The organism is Nocardia sp. NPDC049190, assembly GCF_040648115.1.
GTDB lineage: Bacteria > Actinomycetota > Actinomycetes > Mycobacteriales > Mycobacteriaceae > Nocardia.
On record NZ_JBEZDE010000024.1, the window covers coordinates 71,085 to 97,989 of the forward strand.

16 protein-coding genes and 2 pseudogenes are annotated in these 26,905 nt (G+C 67.1%); 9 read left to right on the forward strand and 9 right to left on the reverse strand.

The annotated features are described in order from the left end of the window. Positions 1-181: 181 nt before the first annotated feature. Both AB0B25_RS21105 and AB0B25_RS21110 read left to right on the forward strand, forming a co-directional pair. A complete protein-coding gene (locus AB0B25_RS21105) occupies positions 182-1,666 on the forward strand; it encodes an FAD-binding oxidoreductase (protein WP_357182083.1) in 1,485 nt (494 codons plus the stop codon). Further along, entirely contained in the window at positions 1,663-2,979 is a 1,317-nt protein-coding gene (locus AB0B25_RS21110) for a class I SAM-dependent methyltransferase (RefSeq protein ID WP_357182014.1), read from the forward strand. Before AB0B25_RS21105 ends, AB0B25_RS21110 begins: the two co-directional genes overlap by 4 nt. Before the next feature lies 1 nt (position 2,980). On the opposite strand, the gene AB0B25_RS21115 is transcribed toward AB0B25_RS21110, so the two are convergent. Next, positions 2,981-6,571 (reverse strand): protein kinase, encoded by a 3,591-nt coding sequence (locus AB0B25_RS21115; RefSeq protein WP_357182017.1) that lies wholly within the window; start codon positions 6,569-6,571, stop codon positions 2,981-2,983. Between the two features lie 393 nt (positions 6,572-6,964). On the opposite strand from AB0B25_RS21115, the pseudogene AB0B25_RS21120 reads away from it, so the two are divergent. Further along, a pseudogene (locus tag AB0B25_RS21120) lies at positions 6,965-7,156 on the forward strand (MarR family transcriptional regulator); the annotation flags it as partial. Between the two features lie 168 nt (positions 7,157-7,324). On the opposite strand, the gene AB0B25_RS21125 reads toward AB0B25_RS21120, so the two are convergent. The 4 genes from AB0B25_RS21125 to AB0B25_RS21140 all read right to left on the reverse strand — a co-directional run bounded on the left by AB0B25_RS21125 (position 7,325) and on the right by AB0B25_RS21140 (position 15,220). Then, positions 7,325-8,437 (reverse strand): esterase-like activity of phytase family protein, encoded by a 1,113-nt coding sequence (locus tag AB0B25_RS21125; RefSeq protein ID WP_357182020.1) that lies wholly within the window; start codon positions 8,435-8,437, stop codon positions 7,325-7,327. A 139-nt stretch (positions 8,438-8,576) separates the two neighbouring features. Next, positions 8,577-10,727, reverse strand: a complete 2,151-nt coding sequence (locus tag AB0B25_RS21130) for a 3-hydroxyacyl-CoA dehydrogenase NAD-binding domain-containing protein (RefSeq protein WP_357182022.1) — start codon at positions 10,725-10,727, stop codon at positions 8,577-8,579. Positions 10,728-10,929: 202 nt separating this feature from the next. Further along, positions 10,930-12,144, reverse strand: coding sequence for an acetyl-CoA C-acetyltransferase (locus tag AB0B25_RS21135; protein ID WP_357182025.1), 1,215 nt, complete (start codon positions 12,142-12,144; stop codon positions 10,930-10,932). 295 nt (positions 12,145-12,439) lie between these two features. After that, a complete protein-coding gene (locus tag AB0B25_RS21140; protein ID WP_357182027.1) occupies positions 12,440-15,220 on the reverse strand; it encodes a DNA polymerase III subunit gamma and tau in 2,781 nt (926 codons plus the stop codon). 452 nt (positions 15,221-15,672) lie between these two features. On the opposite strand from AB0B25_RS21140, the gene AB0B25_RS21145 reads away from it, so the two are divergent. The 3 genes from AB0B25_RS21145 to AB0B25_RS21155 all read left to right on the forward strand — a co-directional run bounded on the left by AB0B25_RS21145 (position 15,673) and on the right by AB0B25_RS21155 (position 19,511). Continuing rightward, positions 15,673-16,491 carry a hypothetical protein gene (locus AB0B25_RS21145; RefSeq protein WP_357182030.1) on the forward strand — a complete coding sequence of 273 codons (819 nt, stop codon included), beginning with the start codon at positions 15,673-15,675 and terminating at the stop codon, positions 16,489-16,491. Positions 16,492-16,578: 87 nt separating this feature from the next. Further along, positions 16,579-18,825 carry an MMPL family transporter gene (locus tag AB0B25_RS21150; RefSeq protein ID WP_357182033.1) on the forward strand — a complete coding sequence of 749 codons (2,247 nt, stop codon included), beginning with the start codon at positions 16,579-16,581 and terminating at the stop codon, positions 18,823-18,825. Then, positions 18,822-19,511 (forward strand): TetR/AcrR family transcriptional regulator, encoded by a 690-nt coding sequence (locus AB0B25_RS21155; protein ID WP_357182034.1) that lies wholly within the window; start codon positions 18,822-18,824, stop codon positions 19,509-19,511. Before AB0B25_RS21150 ends, AB0B25_RS21155 begins: the two co-directional genes overlap by 4 nt. 202 nt (positions 19,512-19,713) lie before the next feature. Here the strand turns inward: AB0B25_RS21155 and AB0B25_RS21160 are convergent, their stop codons facing one another. After that, entirely contained in the window at positions 19,714-20,553 is an 840-nt protein-coding gene (locus tag AB0B25_RS21160; RefSeq protein WP_357182086.1) for a neutral zinc metallopeptidase, read from the reverse strand. A 337-nt stretch (positions 20,554-20,890) separates the two neighbouring features. Here AB0B25_RS21160 and AB0B25_RS21165 point away from each other — a divergent pair, with 337 nt between their 5' ends. Then, complete coding sequence (locus AB0B25_RS21165) at positions 20,891-22,522, forward strand: DUF2207 domain-containing protein (protein ID WP_357182037.1); 1,632 nt, start codon at positions 20,891-20,893, stop codon at positions 22,520-22,522. Between the two features lie 63 nt (positions 22,523-22,585). On the opposite strand, the gene AB0B25_RS21170 is transcribed toward AB0B25_RS21165, so the two are convergent. From AB0B25_RS21170 to AB0B25_RS21180, 3 genes and pseudogenes are all read right to left on the reverse strand, one after another. After that, on the reverse strand, positions 22,586-23,842 hold the full coding sequence (locus AB0B25_RS21170) for an ROK family protein (RefSeq protein WP_357182040.1): 1,257 nt from the start codon (positions 23,840-23,842) through the stop codon (positions 22,586-22,588). Between the two features lie 342 nt (positions 23,843-24,184). After that, positions 24,185-24,654, reverse strand: a pseudogene (locus tag AB0B25_RS21175) (hypothetical protein); the annotation flags it as partial. Between the two features lie 122 nt (positions 24,655-24,776). Next, the gene (locus tag AB0B25_RS21180; protein WP_357182043.1) at positions 24,777-25,352 is read right to left on the reverse strand and encodes an HhH-GPD-type base excision DNA repair protein; all 576 of its coding nucleotides are present in this window, start codon (positions 25,350-25,352) and stop codon (positions 24,777-24,779) included. A 219-nt stretch (positions 25,353-25,571) separates the two neighbouring features. Between AB0B25_RS21180 and AB0B25_RS21185 the strand changes: the two genes are divergently transcribed. Together AB0B25_RS21185 and AB0B25_RS21190 are read left to right on the forward strand one after the other, a co-directional pair. Continuing rightward, entirely contained in the window at positions 25,572-26,378 is an 807-nt protein-coding gene (locus AB0B25_RS21185) for a methyltransferase domain-containing protein (RefSeq protein ID WP_357182046.1), read from the forward strand. A gap of 8 nt (positions 26,379-26,386) precedes the next feature. Further along, positions 26,387-26,827: an SRPBCC family protein gene (locus tag AB0B25_RS21190; protein ID WP_357182049.1), complete on the forward strand. Its 441-nt coding sequence runs from the start codon at positions 26,387-26,389 to the stop codon at positions 26,825-26,827. The last annotated feature ends 78 nt before the right edge of the window (positions 26,828-26,905 follow it).

Genomic DNA, 26,905 nt, shown 5'->3' on the forward strand with positions numbered 1-26,905 from the left:
TGTCTCAACCGCCTCCATCCTGCACTGTCCACACCGAAGGAAAACGCGCAGGGCACGCCGTGTTGCGAACTACTCCAGACAATTCGGTATTCCATTAGCAACATATGCGTGACATTTCTCCCGCGACTGTGCCCTCGCGGTAGCCCCGCAGAATCGTCCGTACTAGCGTCGAGGCGTGGCAGTGAGTCTGTTGGGGAAGGCCGGACTGGCACCGGCCGCACGCGAATCAGGATTTGCCGCGCATCGAGCGGGCGTGAACCGCCTTTTGGCGAGTTACCGCGCGATACCGGAGCATGCCAACGTTCGGTTGGCGAAAAAGACCTCGAACCTCTTTCGAGCCAGAACAAAGAACTCCGCACCCGGGCTTGATGTCTCAGGGCTGACCAAGGTCATCGCGGTGGACCCGGTCGCGCGGACCGCCGACGTGGCCGGTATGACCACCTATGAGGAGTTGGTGGCCGCGACACTCCCGTACGGACTTGCGCCGCTGGTCGTACCACAACTCAAGACGATCACGCTGGGTGGCGCGGTTACGGGACTCGGCATCGAGTCCACGTCGTTCCGCAGCGGCCTACCACACGAATCGGTGCTGGAGATGGATGTTCTCACCGGCGCCGGCGAGATACTCACCGTGACGCCGGACAACGAGCACGCCGATTTGTTCCGTGGTTTTCCGAACTCCTACGGCACGCTGGGCTACACCGTCCGACTGAAAATCGAATTGGAAGCGGTACGGCCGTACGTCGAGCTACGACACGTGCGGTTTCACAGTTTGCGTGCCATGGAGGCGACCCTCGCGCGGATCGTCGCGGAACGGTCCTACGACGGGGAGCAGGTCGACTATCTCGACGGCGTCGTGTTCACCGCCGACGAGAGTTACCTGACCCTGGGCCGTCAGACCGACGAACCGGGCCCGGTCAGCGACTACACCGGGATGGACATTTTCTACACGTCGATACGGCACGACGGCGCCGGTTCCACGGCCGCCGCGGCGGTCCCCCGGCGCGACCGACTGACCATTCACGACTACCTGTGGCGCTGGGACACCGATTGGTTCTGGTGCTCTCGCGCCTTCGGCGCGCAGAACCCGAAGATCCGCCGATTCTGGCCGAAGCGCTACCGGCGTAGCAGCTTCTACTGGAAGCTATTGGCCCTGGACCACAAATACAACATCGGCGACAAGCTGGAGGCGCGCAAGGGCAATCCGCCGCGTGAGCGGGTGGTGCAGGATGTCGAGGTGCCGGTGGATCGCACCGCGGACTTCGTCGAATGGTTTCTGCGCGAGATTCCGATCGAGCCGATCTGGCTGTGCCCGCTGCGATTGCGCGACGCCGAGAAACCGGCCGACGACGGCGCCGCGTCCGAGGCGGCCGCCGATCGGACGTGGCCGCTGTATCCGTTGGCGCCGAACCGGACCTATGTGAATGTCGGGTTCTGGTCGACCGTCCCCACGGTCCCCGGACAGCCCGAAGGGGCAGCCAACCGCGCAATCGAGCGCACGGTGACCGACTTCGACGGACATAAGTCGCTGTATTCGGATTCCTTCTACGACGAGGCCGAGTTCGCAGCACTATACGGCGGAAACACCTACACCGAACTCAAGAAACGCTACGACCCAGACCACCGGTTACTGGATTTGTATTCGAAGGCGGTGCAACGCAGATGACGACATTCAAGGACCGTTCCGATGCCGCGGCGGATCTCGGAACCAAACTGAGCATTGCCGAGGTCTTCGAGACCCTGATCGAGGGCAAAGTCCCGATCCGGCTGACGGCCTATGACGGCAGTGCGACCGGACCGGAAGATTCGCCGTTCACGCTGGAGATCAAGACACCGCGTGGCATCAACTACCTGGCGACCGCCCCCGGTGATCTCGGCATGGCTCGCGCCTACATCTCGGGCGATATGACCGCCACCGGCGTGCATCCGGGCGATCCGTACGAGATCCTGAAGGCGATCGACGGGCTGAAGTTTCACCGCCCGTCCGCGCTGACACTCGTGACCATCGCGCGCTCACTCGGCTGGGAACGGCTCAAGCCGATCGCCCCGCCCCCGCAGGAGACACTGCCGCGCTGGCGCCGCATCGCCTTCGAGGGCCTGCGCCACTCCAAGACTCGTGACGCCGAGGCCATCCACCACCATTACGATGTCTCGAACGCCTTCTACGAGAAGGTCCTCGGACCGTCCATGACCTACACCTGCGCGGCCTACGGCGACGAGAACTGGTCACTGGAGCAGGCGCAGGAGAACAAGTATCGCCTGGTCTTCGAGAAGTTGCGGCTGAAAGAGGGTGACCGGCTGCTCGATATCGGCTGCGGCTGGGGCGGCATGGTGCGGTACGCGGCCAAGCGCGGCGTCAAGGTCATCGGTGCGACGCTGTCGGCCGAGCAGGCGGACTGGGCGCAGAAGAAAATCGCCGAGGAGGGACTTTCCGACCTGGCGCAGGTGCGCCACTCGGATTACCGCGACGTGCCGGAGGGCGACTTCGACGCGGTGTCCTCGATCGGACTCACCGAGCACATCGGCGTGCACAACTACCCGTTCTACTTCGGCTACATCAAGAGCAAGCTGCGCGATGGCGGCCTGTTCCTGAATCACTGCATCACCCGCCCGGACAACACCCGCACCACCAAAGCCGGTGACTTCATCGATCGCTACGTGTTCCCGGACGGTGAGCTGATCGGTTCCGGCCGGATCATCTCCGAGATCCAGAATGTCGGACTCGAAGTGCTGCACGAAGAGAACCTGCGCGAGCACTATGCGTTGACCCTGCACGAATGGTGCAAGAATCTGGTCACCCATTGGGATGCGTGCGTCGACGAGGTCGGTGAGGGAACCGCCAAAGTGTGGGGCCTGTACATGGCGGGCTGTCGGCTCGGCTTCCAGCGCAACGTGATTCAGCTGCACCAGGTGCTCGGCGTCAAACTGCCCGGGGACGGCGACTGGACCGTGCCGCTGCGTCCGTGGTGGCAGCCGTAGGTCAGAAGATCTCGCTGCCCGCCCCGTTCAGAAGCTCATCCAGGAACTGGGCGGGCAGTTCGGTGTCACCGACGTGGGTGGCCGCGGTCGGCTCATCGCCGCGCAGCACCCGCAGGATCCCCACCACGCCCGGCCCCGCGTCCAGCAACGGCCGCGTCCAGCCGAGGTCGGCGCAGGTCGCCACGGCGGGGAGCAGCAGGTTGGTGGCCTCGCCGACCCAGCCGGACGCGGCCAGACATTCGGCGAGCAGCAGGGCGGCATCCAATTGCGCTCGCGGACGGCGCCTTTCGAGCATGTGCCCGTGCAGAGCGCGGGCACGACGCACCGCCCGGTCGTCGGAGCCCAGCTGCGCGGCGAGCAGCGCGCGGATCGCGGCGATCTCCTCGGCCTCGGCGGCGAGCACGGCCACACCGTTCCTCCGATAACTCGCTCGCGGCTGCGGCGACTCCGCGGGGTCGAGGTACGGCCGGTCCGCGGCGTCCAGCGGCAGGCCGAGCCGCAACCGTTCGGCGCGGATGTGCGAACCGAGCCGGGTCAGCCGATTGTCGACGGCGATGCGGGCGCCCTCATCCAGCCGGGCAGCCGCGGTATACAGGTCTCCGCGCGCCGCCTTCACCCTGGCGCCGACGACGAACGTCGAGATGAGAAAATCCACCGTGCCCACCCGGGTTACCAGCTCGTGGCTCTCGTCGAGCAGGTGGTCGGCGAGGTCGAGGTCGCCACGGCGGTAGTTCAGCTCGCCGTACAAGGCCGCGGCGACGCGCACCGCGCGCGACCGAGAGCCCGAACGCGCCCGCGCGGCGTCCCTGGCCTGCTGGAAGCACCGCGTGGCCATCGGGATGTCGAGCTGCTCGACGGCGGCATAGCCCTGGCTGCAGCGTCCGAAGACCATGCCGAGCGGATCTTTCGACCGCGCGTGGTATTCCTCGGCCCATTCCTGTATCTGCCTGGCGCCCTCGAAGTCGAACTCGCACAGCCGTACGAACGTGGTCAGGTTCGCTGCGGTCGAGACCGTCCAGGCCGGCAGCTCCTCCGGGTGTCGCAGGCAGTCGGCGACCCGTTCGAGCACGCCGTCGGTATGGTCATGGGCGATCTGGTCCGCGGCGGAAAGCACCACGGCCTGGCAGCGCTGCACGCGCACATCGGCATCGGTGGCCGAACCGCGGGCCAGGATGTTCGACAGTCTGCCCAACGCGGTGCGCGCGGGCCCGGACTGCTGCAGATCGACGTTGGCCCTGGCCACCGCCATCAACAATTTGGAGCGCGAGGCCACCTGCTGCATCGGCAGTTTCGACACGCTACCCAGCAGCGTGGCCAGGCGAGAGCCGTCGATCAGGTCCATTCCGCCGCCCTCCAGCAGATCGAGCGCCAGTTTCAGATCACCCGCGGCCAGTGCGTGGTCGACCGACTTGCGCAGCATCTGCTGTTCGGCATACCAACGGGACGCTGTGCAATGCAGAACCTTCAGCTTCCCGGGGTGGACGAGTTCCAGCCGAGCACGCAGATGCTCGGCGAACAGCGGCTGCATCCGGAACCACTCGGGGTCGTGCTCGATCCGGCGCAGGAACAGCTCGCGCTGTTCGGCCTGCTCCAGCAGCTGTTCGGCGTCCGCCTCGCCAGACAGCGCCGCGGCGAGCGGGCCGGAAACCCGCTCGGTCACGGCGATGGACATCAAGAACTCCAGCATCTTCGGTTCCAGCGCATCGAGGACGTTCTCGGCGAGGTACTCGCGGATGCCATGGCTGCCCTCGGAAAGAGTCGCGATCAGCTGCGCGGCGTCGGCGTTCCCGCGCAACGACAGGCTCACCAACTGGATCGCGGCCGGCCAGCCGTCGGTGGTCGTGTGGATCGCGGCCACCTGCGCGGTGCTGAGCGCGAACCCGTTGCGTTCCACCAGGATCTGTCTGGTCTCGGCCTCGGTCAGGCGCAGCGCGGCCGAGCCGATCTCCACCAACTCGTCGTGTACCCGCATCCGTCCGGTCGGCAATCCCGACTGCTCCCGGCTGGTCACCACGAAGCGCAGATGGTGGCAGCCGTTGTCCAGCAGGGAGTCCATCGCGCGGTGCGCGCCCTCGTCGGTGACTCGATGCCAATCGTCGACGATCACCACGGTTGTTCTGCCACTCGCATGGATCTCGTCGATGAGCGTGGAGATCACGAACGCGGCGGCGTCGGCGGGTCGCTCCTCGAGCACCTCGTCGAGACCGACGCCGATATCCGGCCGGACGCGGCGAATCGTCTCGATGAGGTGAGCGAGAAACCAGATCGCGTTGTCGTCGTCGCTGGCGATGCTGAGCCAGGCAACCGCTACATCCTGCTCGGCGAGTTCGGCCCGCCACTGCGCGGCCACCGTGCTCTTGCCGAATCCGGCGGGAGCATGGATCACCGCGAGTCTGCGGCGGCCGCCCGCACGCAGGATGTCGAGCAGCCGCGGCCGCGGCACCGGCTCTCGGGTCGGCGTCGGCGGACGGAATTTGGTTTCCGGTATCGGCGGCATCGTGATCGCGGACACAGTCGTGCCGCCGGAATGCTGCGACACCGCGGGCCGCAGTGTCAGTGGCCAACTACGCCGCGCTATGACCGCGGGATGAGAGCTGGTCGACGCTCTCGTCGGTTCGCCGAGGGGGGCGGCAGGATACTTGTCGTCGGGCGCGGTATCGGGCAGCGCCATCTCGTCGGGCAGCTGGTCGTGATCGCCCTGCACGGTTCGCAGCAGTTCGCCGAACTCGAGGGCGGTTTCCGGCCGGTCCCGCGGATTCGGTGACATGGCGCGCTCGATCGCGTCGGCCACGTCCGCGGGAATATCCAGCTCGCGCAGGTCGGGCACCGGCTGCGTGGTGATCCGCAGGAACTGCGCGACCACCTTCTCCCCTGCCTGCCGTTCGAACGCCGCGTGGCCGGTGAGCAGCGCGAACAATGTCGAACCGAGGCCGTAGATGTCGGAGCGGACGGTCGGTTCTTCGCCCTTGAGCACTTCGGGCGCGGTGTACGCCGGCGAACCGGTGATCAGACTGCTGGATGTGCGGAACCCGCCGGGAATGCGGGCGATGCCGAAATCCGTGAGCTCCGGCTCGCCGTACCCGCTGATCAGGACGTTGGCCGGTTTGACATCACGATGCAGGATATCGGCGCGATGCGCGCTCTCGATCGCGCCCGCCAGCTTCACCCCGGCCCGCAGCGAGTCGGACCAGGTGAGTGGACCTTGATCGCGAATGAGCTGGTCCAACGAACCCCGGTTGAAGTACGGCATCACGATCAGCGGCAATCCGGTCGCGGTGACGTCCACCTGCAGGATGTCGACGATGTTCGGGTGACCGGACAACCTGCCCATCGCCTGCTCCTCGCGCAGGAAGCGCTCCCTGCTTTCCTGATCGATCTCCGAGGAGAGCACCTTGACCGCCACAACCCGGTCCAGCACAGTCTGGATGCAGCGATACACCACGCCGAACCCGCCTCGGCCGATCTCCTCCGCGCCGGACAGGCCCATCGCCTCGAGCTCGTCACTGAGGTCGATGGGCACTTGTTGCTGAGTATTCGATTCAACCGCGGTCGATTCCGCGCTCACCCTGCCCGAACGCGTCTGTGGCTTCATGTGATCACCTCGAATTCACATCGAATCGGTGTCACCGACCAACTCCGCGCCTACGCCGGACACTGCCGATGACACCGTAGCGTCCGGTATGTCTGCGCATACTCCAACGTAGCGCGGCGCGAGATCACACGGGAGAAGTTCTCCATCAGCACAGTTTCGTGATCGACGATCTCGGATCTCCAGGCCGCTGTACGGTGCGGCAAGGCTCGAGAGTTACCTAGCCTTATTCAAAAAGTTTCTTCTTCGAAGAAGAAATCACCAGCTGGAGGGATTCGCCTTGTCGACGCCAGAGGGCGAACGGGCGCCCGCGACGGCGCCGCCGACGCGATCGAGATCGGGATCGGGATCGGGATCGGGATCGGGCAAGGTCTATCGGCCTATCTGAACGCGGTGATGCTGCGCCAACCAGCCGGGGCGCGGGCCGTTGACCTGGGCGCCACCGATCTCTACACGCTGAATTTCCTCCAGCTGGCCGGTTCGACGAGACCTGGTGAACTCGGCGCACGCAGCGAGCTGACCACCGGCCCGACGACCCGGCTGATCGACCGGCTGGCGGACGCGGGCTACCTACGACGCCGACCAACCGACGCAAGGCGATCGTCGAATGGTCGACACGCCGGCCGACCTCGACGAGGTTTCGCGCCGGCCCGGCGGCGCATCGGCGGCTACTTCCTGGATCAGCGCGCGGTGTTGTTCGACTACTTCACCAAGACCGCCCGCCCACCAGGCAGCCGAAGACCCGCGCCCCGCCGACTAACCGACCGCGAGGGCGAACACCTGAGTGATCTGCTCTTCGGCGAAATTGTTGTCGCTGACCAGCACCAGGGTGCGCGCACCGGAAGGCAGGCGCGGCCCCCAGGTCATGCCTTCGACGATGTCGATACGCGAGAGCCCGACATCGGCGAGGTCGACCAGCAGCCGCTTGGACACCGGACGCGCGCCGCTGATCGGCACGTCGAGGACATTGGTCGCGGTGGCGAGATCGGCCTCGTAGATGCGGATCTTGTTCCCGACGCCAGGGACGTAAGCCCGTTCCAGGACAAGGAGTTTGGTCGGATCCAGCGGATCGACGGCCAGGAGGGAGGCGATCCCGTTCATGCCGAGGCCGGGATCGGGGCGCGACTCGGTGAAGACCGGCTCCATCGGATACACGTACTGGGCAAGCAGCGGCCCGGAGCGTGCCTGGACGGTGATCCGCACGGGCGCGCCACTGGTCGCGGTCGCCGCAGGTCCGTCCTGCAGCAGCGGTCCCTCCATCGAGGTCAGCAACAGCATTCCCCCGGCCGCGAAGGTCGCGCCCTCCAGCACCATGTTCTGCCGCGGTCCGCTATTCGGCTGCATCCGTTCGTTGCCCGGGATCGGCAGGTCTCCCGCGAATGCGCCGTCGGGTCGGGCAATCCGCACCGAAGGGTCCGCGCGGACGGTATCGGTGCGCTCGCCTTCCTGCGTCCAGTAGTAGTCGCCGGTCCACGGATCGACCCGGATCTCCTCGGGATCCACCGAATTCGGCGCGTAGGTGTCTCCGGTCGCCGTCCGTAACGAATGGGTGCCGGTGAACGTCACCGGGCCGACCCCGTGCTCACCGACCCCGATGTGCGCGGTGTAATACCGCGCGGGATTCCGCGTGGACCGATCATCGCTGATCAACACGTATTCGCCGGTGCGCTCCTGATAGTCGATCCCGGACAGGCCGCCGACCGTGGTGCCCGCGAAATCCAGGTTGTGCTCGATCACCTGCTCACCCAGCAGCCGCACCGATGTACCCACCACCGGATCCGCGGTAGCCGCCGGCGCCATCGCCACCGGCCCTGACCCGAGCGCGAGAACACAACTGGCGAGCAGAATTCGGCGGCTACGTCGTGGCACGATTCCCAACATATCGAGCAAGGGCACGCGGAGATGACCGGAGCTGGGAACTACGACGGGAATCACGCTCCCTGGAAACGGCAAAGCCCACCACCGTCACAAGCGGTAGCGGACTTCGCCGTCGCCTTCGAAGTGTCGACTATGTGCGCAGCGAGGCCGGGACCTCGAAACGCTCGCCGTACGTCTTGGCGAGGTAGTCCGCGCGCTCCACGAAGGCCGCCTGACCACCCGGGTAGCCGACGATGAATTGGTGCACACCACCGGTCCAGGCGGGGAAGCCGATACCGAAGATCGAGCCGATGTTGGCGTCGGCGGTCGACTCCAACACGCCCTCGTCGAAGCACTTCTGAGTCTCGATCGCCTCCGCGAACAGCATACGGTCGATCAGATCCTGCAGCGGGACACCGAAATTCGCCGTCGTCTTGAAATGCTCGCGCAGGCCGGGCCAGATGCCGGTGCGCTTACCGTTCTCGTCGTACTCGTAGAAGCCCGCCTTCTCCAGGCGGCCGGGACGACCTTCGGACACCATGTAATCGATGACGTCCTGCGCCGGGTGACGCTTGACGCCCAGCGTGGTGTCACCCGACTGGGCGGCCTCCAGGCTCTCCTTGGCGATCTTCTGCATGAGCTTCATGTTCAGCTCGTCCGACAGCTGCAACGGCGCGGCCGGATAGCCCGCCTGCAGGCCGGCCTGCTCGATAGTCGCGGGCTCGATACCCTCCTGAAGCATCGCGATCGCCTCGTTGACAAAGGTTCCGATCACCCGCGAGGTGAAGAAGCCACGGCTGTCGTTGACCACGATCGGGGTCTTCTTGATCGCGAGGGTGTAGTCGAATACCCGGGCCAGCGCCTCGTCCGAGGTCTTCTCCCCCTTGATGATCTCCACCAGCGGCATCTTGTCGACCGGCGAGAAGAAGTGGATGCCGATGAAGTCCTCTTGACGCTGCACGCCGGTCGCGAGACCGGTGATCGGCAAGGTGGAGGTGTTCGAGCCGAGCAGCGCGTCCGCGGTCACGATGCCCTCGATCTCCTGGAACACCTTGTGCTTCAGTTCGGTGTTCTCGAAGACGGCCTCGATGACGAAGTCGACACCGGCGAAGTCGGCGGCGTCCGCGGTCGTCGTGATCCGGTCCAGCAGCGCCTCGGACTTCTCCTCAGTGGTCTTACCCCGCGACAGCGCCTTGGCTTCGATCTTTTCGGAGTAGCTCTTGCCGCGCTCGGCCGCCTCGATCGTGACGTCCTTCAGCACCACCTGGTAGCCCGCCTTCGCGGACACGTAGGCGATGCCCGCGCCCATCATGCCCGCACCGAGCACGCCGACCTTCGTGATCTCTTTCTTCGGCACGTCCTTCGGCCGCGAACCACCATTGTTGATGGTCTGCAGGTCGAAGAAGAACGCCTGGATCATGTTCTTCGCGACCGGGCCGGTGAGCAGGTGCACGAAGTAGCGGGACTCGATCAGCGACGCGTTGTCGATATCGACCTGCGAGCCCTCGACCGCGGCCGACATGATGGCGCGCGGGGCGGGCATGTTCGCCCCCTTGAGTTGCTTGCGCAGGTTGGCCGGGAACGCGGGCAGATTCGCCGCGAACGCCGGCGAGGACGGGGTGCCGCCCGGGATCTTGAAGCCCTTGACGTCCCAGGGCTGCACACCCTTGTCCGGGTTGGCCTTGATCCACGCCTTGGCTGCGGGAACCAGTTCGTCGACGGAACCGACGAGCTCGTTGATCAGGCCGATCTCCTTGGCCTTCGCCGGCTTGTTGCGCTGGCCTTGCAGCAGCACCTGCATCAGCGCGTTCTGCAGGCCGAGCATCCGCACAGTGCGGATGACACCGCCGCCCGCGGGCAGCAGGCCGAGGGTGGCCTCTGGCAAACCGATCTGCGAACCCGGCACATCGGCCGCGATGCGGTAGTGCGTGGCCAGCGCGATCTCCAAGCCGCCGCCGAGCGCGGCGCCATTGATGGCGGCGACCACCGGCTTGCCCAATTGCTCGAGCCGGCGCAGCGCACCCTTGATCTCGGTGAGTTCGTCCATCAGCGCCTGCGCGTCGTCCGGACCGACCTTCATCATGTTCTTCAGGTCACCGCCCGCGAAAAAGGTCTTCTTCGCGGAGGTCACGACGACACCGGTGATGGTGTCCTTCTCCGCCTCCAGCCGGTCGACGGTGGCGGTCATCGACTTCTTGTACAGCTCGTTCATCGTGTTGGCGCCCTGGTTCGGGTCGTCCATCGTCAGCACGACGATGCCGTCCGAATCCTGCTCCCAACCGATCATGTTGGTTTCGCTCACAGCTCTGTGTCTCCTGGTTCGATGGCGGCGTTCGCGAGCCCGATGTGCCTACGCAAGCTGTCGCTCCCGGCCGGACGCGTATACCGCATGGTGGAATTCGCGGCGTTCACGGGCCGTACCGCTGGGGGCCGTCGTGGTGGTCCTGCGCAAGGTAGGCGAGCATCGCGCACTCCGCGGGTGGAAGTCGGGGTCGGTGCGGGAATCAGACCCGCTCGATGATGGTCGCCACTCCCATGCCGCCACCGATGCACAGCGTGATCAGCGCGTAGCGGCCGTTGCGGCGCTCCAGCTCGTCGACCATGGTGCCGGTGATCATGGCGCCGGTCGCCCCCAGCGGGTGACCCATCGCGATCGCGCCACCGTTCACGTTCAGCTTCTCGTCCGGGATGTTCAGGTCCTTCTGGAACTTCAGCACCACGGAGGCGAACGCCTCGTTGATCTCGACCAGGTCGATATCGTCGAGGGTCAAGCCTGCCTTGGCCAGCACCTTCTTGGCGGCCGGGGTCGGACCGGTGAGCATGATGGTCGAGTCGGCGCCGCTGGTCGCGGTCGCCACGACGCGCGCACGCGGGGTCAGACCCGACGCCTTGCCCGCCTCCTCCGAACCGACGAGCACGAGCGCGGCGCCGTCGACGATGCCGGAGCTGTTGCCGCCGTGGTGCACGTGGTTGATCTTCTCGACGAAGTAGTACTTCTGCAGCGCCACCGCGTCGAAGCCACCCATCTCACCGATCACGGCGAAGGACGGCTGCAGCTTGGCCAGGTCCTCGGCGGTGGTGCCGGGACGCATGTGCTCGTCTTTGTCCAGTACGACGATGCCGTTCTGGTCCTTGACCGGGACGATCGACTTGGCGAAGTAGCCGCCGGTGGTCGCCCTGGCGGCCAACTCTTGCGAGCGCACCGCGTAGGCGTCGACGTCGTCGCGGCTGAAGCCCTCGATCGTGGCGATGAGGTCGGCGGAAACGCCTTGGGGTACGAAGTAGGTGTCGTAGTTGGTGGACGGGTCGAGCGCCCACGCGCCGCCGTCGGATCCCATGGGTACGCGCGACATGGACTCGACGCCACCGGCGAGCACCAGGTCGTCGAAGCCGGAGCGGACCTTCTGAGCGGCCAGGTTGACGGCCTCGAGGCCGGAAGCACAGAAGCGGTTCAGCTGGAAGCCGCCCACCGTGTCCGGCAGTCCTGCGACGGTGACCGCGGTACGGGCGATGTCGGCGCCTTGGTCACCGACCGGCGCGACCACCCCGAGAATCAGATCGGAGATCCGGTCCTCGTCGAGGTTCGGGAAGCGGCCGCGCAGCTCCTGGACCAGACCGACGGTCAAGTCGATCGGCTTGACCGAGTGCAGGGAGCCGTTCTTCTTGCCGCGGCCGCGCGGAGTGCGGATGGCCTCGTAGATGTAGGCCTCTGTGGTCATATCGGAGTGTTCCTTCCTCAAAAGGGTGCGGCAGCCGGACCTTCGTCCGTCCTGGCGCTGTGTGCGGCAACACTGCGTGCTGCGGCATGGCTGCGGCTGACCTTGCCGACCGGCCCTGCGACCGACCGTCCTAACGCTGTACAAAACAGGATGAGCGACGGCCGACGTACGTTCCGGTCGCCCGTACGTCTGGGCATACCATAGAACCTCGTCGCACCGCAGCTCGCGGCCACCCGCTCATATTACCGCGATGTTGCGAACTCCGGTTAACTTAACGTCGTCGGAGCGGCGCTTGTCAACCGTCCAGTCGTGTGGCACCCAGCTCAGTCTTCAGCAATTCGAGAGCGACCTCGTCCGGGTCACGCCGGTCCCCGGGAGCGACCGGATCCGCGGCGGCGGCCATCATCTCCTGCTCTTCCTCCGGCGTCGAGGCGGGAACGACGCCGTCGTTGTCCCACGCTCTGCTGGTTGCGGCGTCATTTCCACTCGAAGCGGCATCACGAGGCGGGAAGTCGGTCGGACCGGGGTCGTCCGGCAGATCAGGGTAGTCCGGCGGCGGAATATCGTCTTCGCCCCCGTACGGACGCGCGTCGGAACGACCCGGGCGCGATCGGCCGGCACCGGACGCCCGGTCCGCGCCCGCGCCCGCGGCCTGGCTCGGGCGCGAAAAGCGCGGCGGCGTAGCAGCATCCGAAGCCCGTCCGGCTGCGTTGCCCGATTCACGTCCTGCGGCCTGGCTGCCCGCCGATCCGCGCGAACGGTTCGCCGCGCCGCCGGACCGGGGCGCCGGGGCCGGCCGTGGAGCGACGCCACCCGCTTCCCAGCGGACCTCGTGGTCGCGACCGAGGACAGCACGCACCGCCGACCGCACCGCCTCCAGATTCCGCGGATCCGACAAGCGTTGCGCCAGTGGCGCGTGCTGATGCGTGAACACGATGACATCGCCTTCGATGCGCGATACCGAAGCGCCGGCCAGCATCGCCTGCACGGCCGCGCCGAACTCGCGCACCTTGCCGCGAATATCACCCCAGGCGGTTTCCACCTCACGCAGCAGGTCATCGCGCTGCGCCACTGGTTCCGGCGCTGCCGGTCGGTGCGGTGAAACGTCGTCGACCGCTGCGACCCGGGACGACTCCCCGGTCGAGCGCGACGAGACGGCCGGAGCCTCCGGCGCGACCTTCGACTCCGCCGCCCGCGGAGTAACCGACGCGACGATCTGCCCCGGCGGGTCGGCCACGGAAGCTACGGACGCATCTTCCGTGGAAAGCGACTGTGCCGCTGCTGATTTCGGATCGACGACGGCGGGAGAACGGTGGTCCGGGTCCGATACGGACGCGGCGGGGGCCGATCCGGTGGTCCGCTCTCCGACAATCGCAGGGACGGAATCGGGGAGAGCGTCGGGATCATCCGGCGAGCCCGGTCGGCTGGCCGTCGACTCCGTGGACAGGCCCGACGAACCAGACCCGGTCGACCCGACCACGTTTCCGCCGGGAGCTGTGCTCGACTCGTGCGGCCCGGTAGCCGACGAACCCGACTCGAAGGTTGCGCCCGCGGCGTCAGAGCCCGTCTCGCCCCGCGCTCGCGACGCCCTGGATTCGACACCGACCTGCGTGGATCCAGCCTCGTCCCGGTCGAGATCATCCCTTCGCTCAGCGGGCCCATCGCCGACCGGCGCTGCACCGACGAGTGATCCGCCGCCAGCCGAAGGCGCACCGAACGTGGCGCCACCACCGGCGGACACGGCCCCACCGGATTCGGTAGCGCCTGCCGACGCGGCCGGCCCGGATCCGGCAGCGGCGCCCGAATCAGCGGGCGCGGTGTCCTGGTTCTCCCGGCGAATAGCGGCCAACGCCTCCGCGCCGCGGCGACGGGGCGCCGCGGCGAGTTCGTGCGATTCGGCAGGCGCGGCGGTGAGCGAGCCGCTCGCCATCCCGCGTTCCAGGCGTTCCAGGCGTTGCAGCGTGGCGGATTCGGCGTCGGAGACCGACGGCAGGAGCATGCGCGCGCAGACCACCTCGAGCAGCAGTCGAGGCGCGGTGGCGCCGCGCATCTCGCCGAGCCCTTCGTGGAGTAGCTCGGCGTAGCGGGTCAAGGTGGCCGCGCCGAGGCGCCCGGCCTGTCCGCGCATCCGGTCGAGTACATCGCCGGGGCCGGTGACCAGGGCGCGATCGGTGGCGTCGGGCACCGCGCGCAGCAGGATCAGGTCGCGGAAGCGGTCGAGCAGATCGGCGGCGAAGCGGCGCGGATCGTGCCCCGCCGCCATCACCCGGTCCACCGTGCCGAACAGCGCCGCGCCGTCATCGGCGACCAGCGCTTCGACCGCGTCGTCGATCAGTGCCACGTCGGTGACCCCGAGCAGCGACACGGCGCGGGAGTAGGTGACGCCCTCGGCGCCCGCGCCCGCCAACAACTGGTCGAGCACGCTGAGGCTGTCACGTGGCGAACCACCGCCCGCGCGAATCACCAGCGGGTACACCGATTCTTCGACCGAGACGTGCTCCTGCTCGCAGATCCGGCCGAGCAGCCCGCGCATTGTGGCCGGCGGCAACAGCCGGAACGGATAGTGGTGGGTGCGCGAGCGGATGGTGGGCAGCACCTTGTCCGGCTCGGTGGTCGCGAAGATGAAGATCAGATGAGCGGGCGGCTCCTCGACGATCTTCAGCAAGGCGTTGAAGCCGGCGGTGGTCACCATGTGCGCCTCGTCGACGATGAAGACCCGATACCTGGACTCGGCGGGAGCGTAGAAAGCACGGTCACGGAGTTCGCGGGTGTCGTCGACACCGCCGTGGCTCGCGGCGTCGAGTTCTATCACGTCCAGGTTGCCCGGCCCGCCGGGGCCGAGCGCCACACAGGAGGGGCAGACGCCGCACGGCGCCGAGGTCGGGCCCTGCACGCAGTTCAGCGACCTGGCAAGGATGCGCGCCGAGGACGTTTTGCCGCAGCCCCGCGGGCCGGAGAACAGATAGGCATGACTGATCCGTCCCGTGTCGAGCGCGACACTCAGCGGGTCGGTGACGTGCTCCTGACCCACCACCTCAGCGAACGTTGCCGGTCGGTATTTCCGGTACAGAGCCACGGCCAGAGGTTACCGGCGGCGACCGACAAAGAACATTCCCGTCCCGGCGCTAGGGCGCAGGGGCGATTCATCGCCCATCTATGTGACATAGATCACTGCCGACGGAATGGCCGCTTCAGCGTCATTCCACGGCAAGCGACATGGCAATGATCGAGCAATTACTGATGCATGCCGACTGAACCGGGAGATTTACCCCCAGTACCGCCACATGGCGCGAGAAACACGGAGGCAGACCCCGCTTTGTCCTGACTTTGTGGACATAACGAAACCGTCACCATGCATGACACGATGCAATCGTCTGGCTAACGTGGCAATCGGCAACTTCGGTAGCCAAACCTTCATCAGGTTGGTGGCCCCGGCCGGTCCCTCATCCCGACCGGGGCACAACCAACGACGTTCGGCCTGTGGGTGACCAGCGCCAATTCCACACTTCCACCGGAGGAACTTCCACCGTGTCGTGTGACGACATCGCCGCAGCCTGGCTGTCGGGTACCGACTTCGCGGGCGATCACTGCGCCGTGTCCTTGTTGAGTCGCGCGATCAGCCCGGAAGACTTCGCGATCAAGCGCGATTCCCTGCCGGTGACCGCTGCGGCCGATCCGGCCACCGCCGCCGCCATCCTCGAACTCCTCGAACGCGGCCAGGTCCCGACCATGGCCGCTATCCGCACCCTGACCGCGCAGAACGAGATGCGCCGCGAAGCCGAGCGCATCGAGCGGCTCGGGCGGCGCGCTCAACGCAGCATCGACGACTTCGGCCGGGTGCTCGCCAAACTCGCCGACGCGCACTGGACCGCGCACGGCATCGGCCCGACGCGCCGGGACGTCCTGTGCTCCGAACAGATCATGGCACTGATCCACACCCGCATCGGCAGTATCGCGCCGTCGGCGCTCAAGCATCTCTGGCTGATCGAGCGGGCGCAGCGCGCGGGCTGGATCGCCTCCAACGCCAATCCCGGATCGCTGTGTGCCGCACGGCGTTTTCATGCCGCCCAGTACGGCAACAGAGTGTCACTTCGCCCGGTGAACACCATCGGCACCGCCGTCGCGACCTACCTCGGCGACTACCTGGATGAGCACGGCCGCCCGCCCCGCTGGTCGGTCGTCGCACAGGAGTTGCGCGACGATCGTGGCCGCCGGATCTTCCACAACACCGCGGACGCCCGCGCCCAGCAGCTGTGGTTGACTACCGCCGAGTGGGTGGCAATGCGTGACGACCTGCCGATTCCCGGGCGCAGGGGCCTGCGGGCGATTCGCAAGGCGCGTGCTTGACCCTTCATCGCGTACCCCTCGACGCGGCGAACTCCGTAGGTTAACGTCGTTACGATAACGCCGTTAACCTAGCGATCGGAGCACCCGATGCTGACCCGGATTGCCCGATTCGCGACCCGATCGCCCCGCGCCGTGCTCGTGGTCGCGATCGCGATCATGGTGCTGTGCGGCATCTTCGGCGCGACGGCGGCCACGCACCTGAAGTCCGGCGGCTTCACCTCCGCCGACGCCGAGTCCACCCGGGTAGCTCGACTGATGGCCGACCACTTCGGCGGGGCCGCACCCAATTTCGTACTGCTGGTCACCTCGGAGGCCGGCGCGGACGATCCCGCCACCAAAACGGCGGGCATCAGGGTGGCCGACACTCTCAAAGGCCGCTCCGATGTGCAAGGCGTCCAGTCTTACTGGACCGCCCCGTCGGTCCTGGCCTCCGCGTTACGAAGCACCGACGGCAAGAACGCCCTCGTGCTCGCCAACCTCACCGGTGACGAGTCCCATGTCCAGCAGATCGCGGGCGAACTGACCGACCAACTCGCCGTGACCTCCGAGGGCGTGACGGTCCGCCAGGGCGGCATCGCCGCGATCTACCACGACGTGACCGAACAGACCACGCGCGATCTCGCCCTCGCCGAGGGCGTCGCGGTGCCACTGTCGATGATCGTGCTGATCCTGGTGTTCGGCAGCCTGATCGCCGCCGCGCTGACGCTGGCGATCGGTCTGTTCGCCATCGCGGCGACGCTGGCCATTCTGCGCCTGTTCACGCTGTTCACCGACGTCTCGATCTACGCGCTGAACATGACGACCGCCCTGGGGCTGGCGCTGGCCATCGACTACAGCCTGTTCATCGTGAGCCGCTACCGAGAGGAACTCGGCAGCGGCCTCGACCCGACCCGTGCCACTATCCGCGCCGTCCAGACCGCGGGGCGCACCGTATTGTTCTCGGCGCTCACCGTCGCCCTCTCCATGGCTGTGCTGAGCGTGTTCGACCTGTATTTCCTCAAGTCGTTCGCCTATGCGGGCGTCGCCGTCGTCGTCGCGGCGGCGGCCGCCTCGATCCTGATCCTGCCCGCGGCGCTCGTGCTGCTCGGCCCGCGGGTGAACGCGCTCGATCTGCGAGTTCCGTTGCGGCGCATGCTGCGCCGGGACGCCCTCGCGCCGGCGCCGCAGGCACCCGAGCAGACCCGCTGGTACCGGACGGTCCTTGCGGTGATGCGGCACGCGGGGCCGGTCGCGGTCATCATCGTCGTGGTATTGCTCGCGCTCGGCGCCCCGTTCCTCTCGATGAAGTTCGGCTATCCGGACGACCGCGTGCTGCCGACCAGCTCCACCAGTCGTCAGGTCGGTGACACGTTGCGCACCGGGTTCCCGCAGGCCGACCCGGCCGCCAACACGACCATCGTGCTGGACGGTTACCGCGGCGACACCGCGACGATCGGCGGATACGCTGCCGAATTGTCCCGGGTCGACGGGGTGCCCGCGGTGCTGTCCAGTGCTGGAATCTATGTCTCCGGGGCCCGTCTGGCCGTGCCGCCGCCCGGAATGGTCACCGACACGGGGACATACCTCGTCGTCACCACGAAGCTCGACCCGTTCTCTCCCGCGGGTGACCGTCAGCTACAAGCGATCCGGGCGATACCCGCGCCGGGACCTGCGCTCTACGGTGGCGCCGCGGCGGTCAACGCCGACTCGCTGTCCGCGCTGTCCGCCCGGCTCCCGCTCGCGGGTGGGTTGATCGCACTGACCACTTTCGTCGTCCTGTTCCTGTTCACCGGAAGCGTCGTGCTGCCCCTCAAAGCGCTTGTGCTGAACACGCTTTCACTGGCCGCCGCCTTCGGCGCGATGGTGTGGGTGTTCCAGGAAGGTCACCTTTCGGACCTACTCGGGTTCACCGCGGTCGGCTACCTGGTGCCGACCATGCCGATCCTGATGTTCTGCCTGGCCTTCGGACTGTCGATGGATTACGAGGTGTTCCTGCTCTCCCGGGTGCGCGAGGAATGGCTCGTCTGCCACGACAACACCCGCGCGGTCGCCATCGGTGTCGCCCGCACCGGTCGGATTTTCACCGCGGCCGCGGTACTGATGGCTATCGTGCTCGGCGCCCTGATCACCTCGAAGGTGTCGTTCATGCAGATGATGGGTCTCGGTCTCACCCTCACCGTGCTCGTCGACGCGACGATCATCCGTGGGCTGCTCGCACCTGCGCTCATGCGGCTACTCGGCCCGGCCAACTGGTGGGCGCCGAAGCCACTGGCTCGCCTGCACGCCAAGATCGGTATGACCGAAGTCGACCACGATGTCGATACTCGCGATCTCGAAGCCGCGGGACGCCCATGATCGGGTCCAGCCGACCACGATCACCACGCGGTTCCGGATCCCGGCTGCGCGAGGAGATCCTGCGCGCGACGGCCGAACTGCTCACCCGCACCGGTCATGCCGACGCGGTGTCGATCCGCGCGGTGAGCGAGCTGGTCGGGGTGAGCCCGCCATCGATCTACCGGCACTTCGCGGACAAGGACGAGCTCATCGAAGCCGTCGTGGCCCAGGTGTTCGAGGACCTGGCCGACGCCTTGCGGACAGCCACCGATCCCGCGGCCTCGCCGATGACCCAGCTGCGTGATCAGGGCATGGCCTATGTCCGATTCGCACTGGCACATCCCGAGCAATACCGGCTCGCGACCGCGCCCACCGACACCGGGGGTGCGGTCGACCAAGTGCTCACCAGTGGCGCGTTCGAACATTTCGCGAGGACCGTGCGCACATGCATGGACGAGGGAACGATGGCCCCACGCGACCCGTTGCCCATCGTGCTGGAACTCTGGTCCGTCGCCCACGGCATCGCCTCCCTGTTGATCGCCAAGCCCTATCTGCCCTGGGGCGACAGGGAAGCGGTCGCCACCCGGGTGATGGGCGCCGCGTGCATCGGATTCAGCGTGCTCGACTTGATCGGCGAGGACCCGCCGACGCCGGAAACGGTGACCACCTGGCTGGACCGCCTCCGGCGCACCCAACTCCCGTCCTGATCCAAGGTCTGCGCGTTTCGACCGCGCGGCCGGCGGAATTCACTCGAAGTGGTCGATGCACAGTCCCGCACAGGTCACCGAGGCCGCCCGCACGGCGATCAGGAAGCGGGAATGTCGATGACGACTGTGTGCCGGCTCCTGCGGTCCCCTGATTGTGCTGGTCGCGCAGGTGTGCCGCAGGCACGGCTGGCCGGTGGCGGCTTCAGCTGACCGCGCCGGCTGACGCGGTGAACGTATTGCACTGGGCCGCGAGGTTTTCGTCCAGACCGGTCTCGAACCACACGCCGCCGTTCTCGGACGTGCCATGGTCGCGCATGTCGCCCGCCTGATCGCCGCGACCGTATGCGTCCTTGCGGGCCATGGTGAGTTGGGGGTTGGTCAGCGATCCGCCGCCGGCCGAGGACGACAGGTACATGCCGTCGAAACAGTTCGCCTGCAACTCGACTCGGCGGGACAGCTCCAACCCCACGGTGCTGCGCGGTCCCACATCGGCCCGTTCACTGTTCGCTTTGCGCAGAATGCCGGACATCGCCTGCACGTGGTGACCGTACTCATGCGCGAAAACCGACAGGTAGACCACCCAGTTGTCTTTGAAGTAGTCGGTCTGCAGCTGGCTGATCGGCAGGTAGATGGTCTTGTTCGCCGGGCAGTAGAACGCGGCGAAGTTGCTGGTCGAACCGGTGCACGGCGTGGTGATGCCCGCCGTAGTCGCGCTGACATTCAACGCGGGTGGCCGGAACGGCAGATTCGCCTTCCCCAACAGCGGTTTCCACGCCGCTTCCAGGCAGGACGCGGCGCTTTCGAAGAACTTGCGCGCGACGTCCACCTGCGTGCCCCACGCGGAGTAGGCGCACCGTGCCGGGACCAACGTCGCATTCGGATTCGTGAGCAGCGGATTTCGACCGGTCTCGGCGGGACCTGTCGCGCCGTCGGGCTGCGCGTCGAAAGTGAAGGTGGGCTGCGGCCCGGTGGAGCCGCTGTCGTTGCGTCCGGTCGAAATCGCATTGCGCACAAGTCCTCCGGCGACGAGGACCACAATCACGATCAACAGCGTCACCCATGTGCCACTGCCACGATTGCGCGGTGGCGGATAAGGCCGACGACCAGGCGGACCGTAGGGCATCGGCGGCGGTTGTGGGCGAAACCCCGGCGGCGGACCATATCCCGCCGGCGGACCATAACCAGGCGACGGACCATAACCGGCCGACGGAGCGTACCCCGGTGGCGGACCATAACCGGGCGGAGGCGGAACCGGGCGCCCGCCATGCGGAACCGGTCCGTATCCGTACGGTGGTTGTGTCACGCCCCCGTACCCCCTCGTCTCAGTGATCGCCGACAGCCGCTGACGCAGAATAGCAAGCTGTCTAGAGTAGGCAGCCATGCTGACTTTTCGGGGGGGTGCCGTACCCGCGCTGCTTCTCGCCGCCGTGGGAATGCTCGCGAGTGCTCCGGTCGCCCGCGCGGAGCCCGCGCCCGGCGGCGTAACCATCACCGCCGATGTGAAACTCAGCCGCGATGGCGTCCTCGAAGTGGTCGAGCGGGTAGCGGTCCCGCCGGATAGCTCGTTCCGGATGTCGCTCCCGCTGCGGCTGCAGGTGAGTGACGACGCCGAGCAGATCTTCCGAGTCACCGACGTGAGTACCGAAGGAGCCGGCACGGCGACGGTAGCGAACGACCAGTTCACCATGGAGGCACGTCCCGGCGAGTCCACCTTCGAGTATTCGGTGCACAACACCGTCAGCGACGCGCCCGGCACCCAGGTGTTCCATTGGCTCGGTGTGCTCAATACCGACCTCGCCTCGATCAGCGCTTCGCTGATCAGCCCGAGCTTCGAAATGGGCATCGTCGATTGCACACTCGGCCCGCCCGGCAAGACTCGGCCGTGCGCCGACGTCCGGATCGAACCCGACGGCGTGCTCTTCCTCGAGCAGACCGACCTGCACAAGGGCGACGCGATCGATCTGACCCTGCAACTTCCGCCCGGGACCGTGCCGAGCAACGCCGAGGTGCGCGACAGCGGCCACACGGGGGCGTTCGGGGTCACCACACCGGTGCTCGTCGCATTCGGCGCGCTGCTGCTCGCACTGGCGGGCCTGGTTGGTTTCGCATTCTGGGCCCGACGCCAGGACGCCGCCGTGGGTGCTGGTTCGGAAACGATCGACCCGCTGCTACGGGAAGGCGACCGCGTACAGTTCACCTCACCCGAGGGGGTGCTGCCCGGCGAGGCGGGCCTCCTGCTCGATGGGCAAGTCGACCCGGTCGACATCGCCGCCACCGTGGTGGATCTCGCTGTGCGCCGGTATATCCGGGTCACGCCACTCGGCGATACCGACTGGCGGATCAACCGGGTGAACGCACCCGACGACCAACTGCGCGACTACGAGAAGGCCGTTTATCTGGCGCTGCTGCCCGAAGGCAGCAACGCGGTGACTGTCAGCGACCTGCGCAAGCCGGGCCGTGTGCAGTCCGGCCCGGTGCGGTCCGCCCTGCGCGCCGACGCGGTCGCCCGCGGCACCTGCACCGATCGCAGCCGCCCTGGCCTCGCGGTATGGCTGGGCGGCGCGCTGGTCGTCGCGGGCCTCGCCTCGACCCTCGCGCTCGCGCTCACCGCGGGACATGCCCTGGTGGGTATTGCCATCGCGCTCGCCGGCGGCGCTGCCCTGCTGCTGCCGAAGTACCTGCCGGTGCGCACCGCGCGCGGGCTGGCGCTCACCAAACAGATCCGCGCCCTGCAGCGGGGCTTGGAAGCGACTCGGCGCGAACAGATCCCGCCGATCGACCAGGAGACGGTGTTCTCCCGCGCCCTGCCGTTCATGGTGATCGGCGGCCGCGCCGACAACTGGATTCGCGCCTTCCGCGACCTCAATCCGTCCGCCGACGCTCAGCCCGGCCTCTACTGGTTCGGCGGCTTCGACCGCGAGCGGAACCTACAGCGATTCGCGGGACACTTTCCGTTCTTCATCACCGCGCTGGAAGGTCTGTTCACTACCGCCGGAGACCCACGCCGCTAGCTCCGCGAACGCACGGAGAAAGGGCGATCGGCCGCCGTTGGCCAACCGCCCTTGTCGAGTCGATCAGTCGCCCAACGAGGTTCGCCGGATCGCGGCAAGCGGATCGGCATACAGGACGCTCAACGAGGTGACCACGGCGGCGAACTCCTGTACCTTGCCGCCGAATCCGCTGATCCGGATGTCGGTCGGCGGCAGTGTAGAGCCCTGATTGAACGCACGCGCCACATGCGCGATGGCGGGCCGGTAGCCGGTGAAGGCCTGGCCGCCGAGGATTACGCGATCCGGGTTGAGCATGTCACGCACCATCGCCACGGTGTGGCCGAGGATCGTGGCGCGCTCGGCCAGCAGTTCGCGCGCCGGCTCCGAACCCGCCTCCGCGGCGCGGTACAGATCCGCGATGGTCGATCCGGCGGTGCCGTTGTGCGCCGGAATGATTCCGCGACCGACGGCTCTGGAGTGCAGCGACCGATCACCCACGGTCACTTCCAGGCAGCCGCGCCGTCCACAGGAGCATTCGACATTCGACCCGGTGGGCAGGTGCGCGATCGAGCCAGGGCCGTTGCTCGGTGTGTGCACGCGACCATCCAAAGTCACCGCCACGCCGGCTGTTTCGCGGACATAGAAATACAGGCTGCTGCCGTTCTCGCGCCGGTCGGAAGTCGGAAGCAACAGTTCGGAGCCGGCCATCGCCTCGACGTGTGGCGCCACTGAAACCGGCAGCTCGAGCACCTCGCCGAGGACCGAACCGACCTGCGCACCACGCCATTCCAGCTTGGGATGGTCGACGACGCCGGTGAGCGGATCGACGCGGCCACCGATCGCCACGCCCGCCCACAGCGCTTTGCGCCGATGCCAGCGCTGCAAGAACGCCTTGGCGCTGCGGGCGATGGTGGTGGTGGCGAATTCCTGTCCGGTCTGCGGGGTGGCGATGGCGAGGCCGCCGAGAATGCGTCCGCGCAGATCGGCCGCGACGATCTTGGTGACCGCGGCCCCGATGTGAATGCCGATGGTCAGGTAGGCCTCGTGGTCGATGTCGAACGGAACCCGGGGGCGTCCGACCGCACCTGAGGCCGTCAGGTCGGGCCGCTCGCGCAGTAGACCGGCGGCCAGCAGCGCCGACACCTGACGATTGACCGTCGCGATGCTCAAACCCGTTGTGCGCGCGGCATTGTCGCGTGAAACAGGACCGCCGGTGGCGGAGCGCAGGACCGCGGCCGCCGGGTTGTCGGCAATACGCAGTTCGGGGGCGATCACGGGGCGCTGAATACGGGCGCGACCGCTAACCCTGGAGACGGATCGTTCAAGGGTAGGGAGAGACATTGTGCAGATCCTTGCTGAAGTCCCGTATTCGAACGGGACGTGCCTACATGGGCGACGAGGCAGCAAACGAGCGGGAAACCCAGCTCAGCCGCAGCAAGAGGCGCAACACAGCTCGCGTGTCAATGGCAGCCGCAGACCCAGCGCGGCGGTCACATAAGTGACCCGCAGGGTGTTCGATCGCACGGCAGACATGTCAATAAAATTAACACCGATATCCGCGACGCACCAAGCTCCGACTCGCGGTTGTGTGCATACGCACAGTGTTTACCCCGGCGACAACACACGAGAAAGACCCTGCCAGATCGTGGTGACCGCCGTGCGGGATCTCTCTCCGGCGAAGGATTACATCGGCGCGACGAACGGCTGATTGATCGTGGTGAAGTACTGAATCGCCGCACCGATCGCCACCGATGCGGTCACCAGCAACTGACCGACCAGGGTGCCGAGTGCGCCGACCGCGATGACGCCGCCGAAGCAGCCGATCACCGCGGGCAGGAACGCGCCGAACAGGCCGACGATCGCGGCGGCGGACACGGTGGCACCGGCAATGCCACCGAGGACGCAGCCGGCGGCCGCACCGGTAAGGCCGCCGACGAGCGTGCCGATGGTCGCTCCAGCGGCGATCGTGCTGGTCAGCCGGGTCCAGGCGGCGACCTCGCGGTCGTACTCGGTCTTTCACGGCGCCTGTCCTCGAAGGGCAGCGCAACCGGCTGGTAAACGGCGCGCTCCCGGTCGAACACCGGGGTCAGTGTCGCGGTGCGTCCGGAAATCTGTGCGGCGATGGGAAATTGGAAGTCGTCCCATTGAACCGATCTTGCCATCCCTCATCCCAGGTGGAGCCGTTCGAGCAAAGCTTCGAACAGAAACCCCCGGAGAACGAGGAAAAAACGCAGGAGGATTCCAAAGAAGGTAAGCCGCGAATTACCCAGTCGCGCTACTTCGCTTTGGCTGCCGCTTTCGCCTGTTTCTTGAATTCCCGCACTTGCGCAAGGGATTCGGCATCTGTCACATCCGCGACCGACCGGCGTGACCCCTCCTCGCCGTACGCGCCTGCCGCCGCACGCCAGCCGTCCGGCCGCACACCGCGCTGCTTGCCGAGCAGTGCGAGGAAGATCTTTGCCTTCTGCTCGCCGTAGCCGGGTAGGCCCTTCAGGCGGCGCAGCACCTCGGCGCCGTCCGGGGCGCCATGTGTCCAAATGTTCTCGGCCTTGCCGTCGTAGTTCTCGATGACGTATCGGGCCAACTCCTGGGCGCGCCGAGCCATCGACCGACCGTAGCGGTGGATAGCCGGTGGAGTCGCGGCCAAGTCCTCGAACTCCTGCGGGTCGGCCTCGGCGATGCGATGGATATCGAAGCCGCCCATCCGGTCGGCGATCTTCTTCGGACCACGGAAGGCGTGTTCCATCGGATACTGCTGGTCGAGGAGCATCCCGAGCAAGGTGGCGAAGTGGTCCCCGGTCAGTAATTCGTCCGCCTCGACGTCTTGCGCCAGGCACAACTTGCGCGCCATCGCCTACCTTCTACTCCCGTGATCGTGCACTCCGAACGAGTTCGATCATCTCATTGGCGCCGACTACCCGACCACGCCGGCTCTTCATGCGCACCGACCGGGAGTGACTCGAATCACATACCGTACGCGCGAGTAGTCAACTCCCCGCGTAGGCTCCAGGCCATGCCTCAGACGACGGCGACGCCGCCCCTCACGATGGCCGGGAATGGACACGGGCCCATGAATACCTACGCTGCGCGCCCCGATCGGTTCGACCGGGCCGGCCAGGACCAGCTCGTCGACGTGCGCGACCTACAGGCCGCGCTGCCCGGCATCCGCCGATTGCGCACCTGGGCACACGAAGCGCTCGCGCTGCGGCCCGGGGAAAGCGCGGTGGATATCGGCTCAGGCACCGGCTCGGAGGTCATCGCCTTCGCCGAAGCGGTCGGTCCGAACGGCAGCGCGGTCGGCGTCGAGCCGGACCCGAACCTGCTCGGCTCCGCGGTACGCCGCGCCGCCCAGGCGGACTCCACGGCCAAGTTCCACTCCGGCGACGCCTACGGCCTGCCGTTCGGCGCGGACAGCTTCGACGCCGCGCTGTGCGAGCGCGTCTTCCAGCACCTGACCGCCCCCGCCCGCGCGGCCAACGAGATCGCGCGCGTGCTGCGACCCGGCGGACGCGTCGTCGTGGTGGACAGCGATTGGGGTACCGCGATCGTGCACCCCGGCAACCGGCAAGTCGTCCGCGAGGTGGTCGACACCCTCGTGTCGGCGACGACCAATCCGCTGTCCGGGCGTCGCCTGCCCGGCCTGCTCACCCAGGCCGGTCTGGTGGTCGACGATATCGGCTCCCACGCCTTGGTTCAGGATCGCAGCGTCGGCGCGGGATCGCTGGTCACCAGGATCTCGGCGATGGCGGTCGCGCGCGGCGTGATCACCGAGGCACAGCGTGATCGTTTGCTCGCCGACCTCGAGGCGGGCGCGGCCAGCGGCGACATCCACCTCTCGGTCACCATGTTCGGGGTTCTCGCACACAAGCCGCGCTGAATCGGCCGATGGCCGTCGACGTGCTGACGGAGGTCACGATCGACCGATCGCGCGAGTTGGTCGCGGCGTTCGCCGGCAACCCGACGAACGCTCCCGTCTGGTATGCCCGCATCTGCGGCGTCACCTGGCAGACCGAGCCACCGCTGCGCGTCGGCTCCCGGATGGCGTTCGTCGCCCGTTTTCTCGGCAGAAGACTGGCCTATACCTACGAGGTTGTCGACCACAGGCCCGGCGAGCGACTGATTATGCGCACCGTGGCGGGACTGCCTCCGCGGGAAACGACCTACACCTGGTCAGACACTCCGGAGGGCGGCACCAGGATGACGCTGCGCAACCGCGGCGAGCCGGGCGGATTCGGACAGCTCGCCGCGCCGGTACTGGAAGCCGTGATCCGGCGAGCGAACCGCGCCGACTTGACGCGGCTGAAAACGCTGCTGGAGACCGGATAGCGCTGCGCCCCCCCCGCCATAAAGGGGCGGGGGGCCGCGGAAGCCGGGGGCGGTTTATAAGCGAGGTCCGAGGACGCA

Excerpts from the sequence above, each read along its gene's own strand:
- AB0B25_RS21165 (WP_357182037.1), top strand. The coding sequence starts at position 20,891 with ATGCTGACTTTTCGGGGGGGTGCCGTACCCGCGCTGCTTCTCGCCGCC.
- AB0B25_RS21185 (WP_357182046.1), top strand. The coding sequence starts at position 25,572 with ATGAATACCTACGCTGCGCGCCCCGATCGGTTCGACCGGGCCGGCCAG.
- AB0B25_RS21115 (WP_357182017.1), bottom strand. The coding sequence starts at position 6,571 with ATGAAGCCACAGACGCGTTCGGGCAGGGTGAGCGCGGAATCGACCGCG.
- AB0B25_RS21190 (WP_357182049.1), top strand. The coding sequence starts at position 26,387 with ATGGCCGTCGACGTGCTGACGGAGGTCACGATCGACCGATCGCGCGAG.
- AB0B25_RS21180 (WP_357182043.1), bottom strand. The coding sequence starts at position 25,352 with ATGGCGCGCAAGTTGTGCCTGGCGCAAGACGTCGAGGCGGACGAATTA.
- AB0B25_RS21150 (WP_357182033.1), top strand. The coding sequence starts at position 16,579 with ATGCTGACCCGGATTGCCCGATTCGCGACCCGATCGCCCCGCGCCGTG.
- AB0B25_RS21155 (WP_357182034.1), top strand. The coding sequence starts at position 18,822 with ATGATCGGGTCCAGCCGACCACGATCACCACGCGGTTCCGGATCCCGG.
- AB0B25_RS21110 (WP_357182014.1), top strand. The coding sequence starts at position 1,663 with ATGACGACATTCAAGGACCGTTCCGATGCCGCGGCGGATCTCGGAACC.
- AB0B25_RS21135 (WP_357182025.1), bottom strand. The coding sequence starts at position 12,144 with ATGACCACAGAGGCCTACATCTACGAGGCCATCCGCACTCCGCGCGGC.
- AB0B25_RS21170 (WP_357182040.1), bottom strand. The coding sequence starts at position 23,842 with ATGTCTCTCCCTACCCTTGAACGATCCGTCTCCAGGGTTAGCGGTCGC.